The organism is Butyricimonas sp. RTP31003st1_G1_RTP31003_210430, assembly GCF_040920905.1.
Classification (GTDB): domain Bacteria; phylum Bacteroidota; class Bacteroidia; order Bacteroidales; family Marinifilaceae; genus Butyricimonas; species Butyricimonas paravirosa.
In genome coordinates this window covers 12,654-15,660 of sequence record NZ_JBCOSQ010000093.1, presented here as the reverse complement: position 1 = coordinate 15,660, position 3,007 = coordinate 12,654, and the positions used below count along the sequence as shown (strand labels likewise).

4 protein-coding genes, 1 tRNA gene and 1 rRNA gene are annotated in these 3,007 nt (G+C 39.9%); 5 read left to right on the top strand and 1 reads right to left on the bottom strand.

What is annotated here, in order from left to right; translation table 11 throughout:
- From rrf to AB5542_RS19570, 4 genes are all read left to right on the top strand, one after another.
- Positions 1-107: ribosomal RNA gene (rrf, locus tag AB5542_RS19585) — 5S ribosomal RNA — on the top strand; the annotation flags it as partial.
- A 37-nt stretch (positions 108-144) separates the two neighbouring features.
- A tRNA-Met gene (locus tag AB5542_RS19580) sits at positions 145-218 on the top strand.
- Between the two features lie 164 nt (positions 219-382).
- Positions 383-565: a type II toxin-antitoxin system HicA family toxin gene (locus AB5542_RS19575; RefSeq protein WP_270543898.1), complete on the top strand. Its 183-nt coding sequence runs from the start codon at positions 383-385 to the stop codon at positions 563-565.
- Positions 566-651: 86 nt separating this feature from the next.
- A complete protein-coding gene (locus tag AB5542_RS19570) occupies positions 652-1,047 on the top strand; it encodes a type II toxin-antitoxin system HicB family antitoxin (protein WP_288215291.1) in 396 nt (131 codons plus the stop codon).
- An 81-nt stretch (positions 1,048-1,128) separates the two neighbouring features.
- Here the strand turns inward: AB5542_RS19570 and AB5542_RS19565 are convergent, their stop codons facing one another.
- The gene (locus tag AB5542_RS19565) at positions 1,129-1,902 is read right to left on the bottom strand and encodes a DeoR/GlpR family DNA-binding transcription regulator (protein ID WP_270582340.1); all 774 of its coding nucleotides are present in this window, start codon (positions 1,900-1,902) and stop codon (positions 1,129-1,131) included.
- A 315-nt stretch (positions 1,903-2,217) separates the two neighbouring features.
- Between AB5542_RS19565 and AB5542_RS19560 the strand changes: the two genes are divergently transcribed.
- A partial coding sequence (locus AB5542_RS19560) for an FAD-dependent oxidoreductase (protein WP_368243364.1) occupies positions 2,218-3,007 on the top strand: 790 nt, incomplete at its 3' end.

Sequence of the window (3,007 nt, the reverse complement as noted above, 5' to 3'; positions counted from 1 at the left end):
GTGTCTATAGCGACGGTGATCCACCTCTTCCCATCCCGAACAGAGAAGTTAAGCCCGTTAGCGCCGATGGTACTGCCCTTGGGTGGGAGAGTAGGTCGATGCCGAATTTTCAAAATCGCTGGAATTTGTTTCAGCGATTTTTATGGCGAGGTAGCTCAGCTGGTTAGAGCGCATGATTCATAATCATGAGGTCTCCGGTTCAATCCCGGATCTCGCTACAAAGCAAAATCAAGGCTAACAGTGCCTCCAAGAAATTGGAGGCACTGTTTTTTTATTTTCGTAAACTCACATCTCTTTCATATAGCAATTTTGTTATAATTTTATTTGTATGATTATAACAAAATTGCTATATTTGTATTGTTAAATAAAAGTTCTCGGCTTTATGAAGTACAGGCAATTGTACGCAGAACTTATTGCAGCTGGCTGTTATGTTGTTCGGAATGGAGGAAATCATGATATGTGGTTTAGTCCAATAACTGGCAATATTTGGCCAATACCAAGACATGGCAGTCACGAGGTGCCTAAAGGTACTGAGAGTAAGATTCGTAAGGTGATGGGGATTTAGTCCCCACACCTTTAAAGTTGATTTTGTTTGACGAAAGGTAGCGGTTTTACCCGCTACCTGTTTAAACTAAACAAGTAGAATGAATTATGAAAGTTACTGTTATCATGGAAAAGGCTACAGACGGGTATTACTCCTGTTATGTGGAGGATGAGTTAGATGGATTTGGTCTAATGGGGCATGGTGCTACTGCGGAAGAGGCTAAAAAAGATATGTTATTAGCTTATGATGAAATAAAGGAAATGTTTAGCCAAGAAGGAAAAGATATTTCGGAATTAGAGTTTGTCTATAAATATGATATGCAGACATTTTTTAATTACTTTTCTTTCTTGAATATTTCTAAGATTGGAGAAATGGCAGGTATTAATAGTTCTTTATTAAGACAATATGCTTCTGGTGCAGCAATGGCCGGAGAAAAACAATACAATAAAATAAAGGATTGTATCAATCGTATTGCACACGAACTTTCAACTGCAACCTTTTGAAAAACACTTCATCTAGCGATGAATTTTATTTAACAACCAAAGAGGATGTGTTCACATACATCCTCTTTCTAATTGAATATTTTATTCGGCAATAGTTACCTCGATACCGCGTTCACGCAATCCTTCGAGAGTTTTACTAGGTACATATTTATCCGTGATAATGTGATCAACGGCATCCAGATCGCATATTTTTCCGAAACCTCTGCGTCCGAATTTAGAAGAGTCAGCCAGAACGACTACTTTTTGTGCTGCTTGTATCATTACTTGATTTAAATTAGCTTCCATCATGTTCGTGGTCGTTAAACCGTAGTCTAGGTCTATTCCGTCAACTCCCATGAAGAGTTTGCTACAAGAAAAGTTTTCCAGCATTTTTTCTGCATAATTTCCAACGACAGAGACAGAACTATTCCGTACGAAACCTCCGAGTTGTATTATATCTATGTTCTTGTTACGAGCTAGAATGTTTGTAACGTTGATAGCTGCAGCGATTACCGTGAGGTGGCCTTGAGGCACGATCTCCCGGGCCAACGCATGCATTGTTGTTCCGGATGCAATGAGAATAGAGTCGTCTGCTGTAATTAGACTTGCAGCATATCTACCTATCAGTCGTTTTTCTTCGGGATAGGACTTTTCTTTCTCGTTTACATGGCGATCATTGATATAAGGATTGATTAAAATGGCACTACCGTGTGTGCGATAGAGCATTTCCTTTTCCTCAAGTAAGGTAAGATCCTTGCGAATCGTTACAGAAGATACTTTTAATTGGTTGGCGAGATCAACAACTGAAACGGAACCTTGTTGGCGTAATGTTTCTAATATGTAGTTGTGCCTTTCACTTAGAGATAATGTTTTCATTTTGTTTCGATAATCATATTTCCACCACTGCAAATATACATCTGTTTTATTGAATATTACTTATCAAGTGTTGTAATTAATTTTAAACTGGGGAAATATATTTCTTAAAAAATAGAAACTTTTGCTCTGAGTTTCCGTAAATTAAGATCAATACCAAAGAAAGAGATGGCACTACTCGTAACGAGAAATGAGCCATGGAGACCAATAACAAAGAACGAAATTTAGGAAAACGAAGTTTCGGTTCGTAAGTATATGGTATGCTTGCGGAACGTTATTGGAATTTTATAGATTGTTGAATACATAAATAATTGTGTTATGAACCGAAAAGATATGTTGAATAAACTTCAGGAACCTGAGAAAGTATGGGATATGGTTGTGGTTGGAGGGGGAGCTACGGGTTTAGGAGTGGCGGTTGACGCCGCAACAAGAGGATATAGCGTTGTCCTCTTAGAAATGGCAGATTTTGCCAAAAGTACTTCCAGTCGGAGTACGAAACTGGTACACGGTGGTGTACGTTATCTTCAAAAAGGCGATGTCGCTTTAGTATTAGAAGCATTAAGGGAGAGAGGGCGAATGAAGGCTAATGCCCCGCATCTCGTGAAGGATCAGGCTTTTGTAATATCGAATTATACATACTGGGATAATTTCCTGTATTTCTGCGGGCTTACGCTTTATGATCTGTTGTCTTTTGGTTTCGGGTACGGGAGAAGCCGTTTTATTTCCCCCAAGAAGGTGATGGAGTATTTACCGACATCGGTGAAAAAAGGATTGAAGGGAGGTATTGTTTATCATGACGGGCAGTTTGATGATTCGCGGATGGCAATTAATTTGGCCCAGACCAGTGCGGATAATGGGGGTGTGATACTTAACAAAGCGAAGGTTTCCGGGATTGTGCATGACCAGAACGGGAAGGTTGCCGGGGTGAAGTTCGTGGATATGGAGTCCGGAAAAGAGATGCAGTTGAAGGCGAAGAGTGTGATCAATGCCTGTGGAATTCTCGTGGATGACCTGATGGCGATGGATTCTCCTGGACATAGTAAGATGGTGACACCGAGCCAAGGAGTACATCTGGTGTTAGATATTAAGTTTTTGCAGAGTGATTACG